Below are 758 nucleotides of genomic sequence, written 5' to 3' on the forward strand. Positions count from 1 at the left end.
GCATCGGTCTTGTCGATGAGGATGGCGCGGGTCGACCAGCGATAGGGGAAGGCGATGCGGTTCAGATCGTCGAGAATGCCGGGCGTGGTCGCGGTCGGAAAGCCGGTGATGGTCAGCACCCGCAGATGTTGCTCGCCGAGCCGCGGTTCCAGCCCGCCGGTGAGCGGCTGATCGGCGAGCAGGGCGTCGAGATGCATCGGCAATTCGGGCATGCGCACGCGCTGCCGGTTGGTGGAAATGGTGGAATGCAGGTAGGTCAGGGTCTCGGGATCGTCGAGCCAGGCGCATTCCGGCATGAAACCGTCCAAGAGCGCCAACACCCGGTCGCTGCGGTCGATGAAGCCGTGCAGCAGTTCGAAGGGATTCACTCCGGATGTCTCGCGGCCCTCATAGAGCCAGCTTTCCGCTCGTGCCGCCTCCGCGGCCGGCGGCAGCCAGAGCAGGGTGAGGAAATAGTCGGATATGAAATGGCTGCCCGCCTGTTCGAAATCCGCCCTTCGCTCGGCATCGACCAGCGCCGAGGCCGGATCGGGGAAGGTGCTGTCGGGATAGGTCGCGGCTTCCGAGCGCTGCGCCTCGACGAAGATCGCCCAGCCCGAGCCGAGGCGGCGAAAGGCGTTGTTGAGCCGACCCGCCACCGCGACCAGTTCGGCGGCGACGGCGGAATCCAGGTCGGGGCCGCGGAATTTCGCCGTACGTTGGAAGGAGCCGTCCTTGTTCAGCACCACGCCCGGCGCGATCAGCGCCGCCCAGGGCAG

The 758-nt window shown here is 66.8% G+C and carries 1 pseudogene; it reads right to left on the bottom strand.

Features of this window, described 5'->3' with window-relative positions:
* Window positions 1–758, bottom strand: a pseudogene (locus AQY21_RS06700) (conjugal transfer protein TrbE); the annotation flags it as partial.

Source organism: Paracoccus sp. MKU1 (assembly GCF_001447385.1).
Taxonomy (GTDB): domain Bacteria; phylum Pseudomonadota; class Alphaproteobacteria; order Rhodobacterales; family Rhodobacteraceae; genus Paracoccus.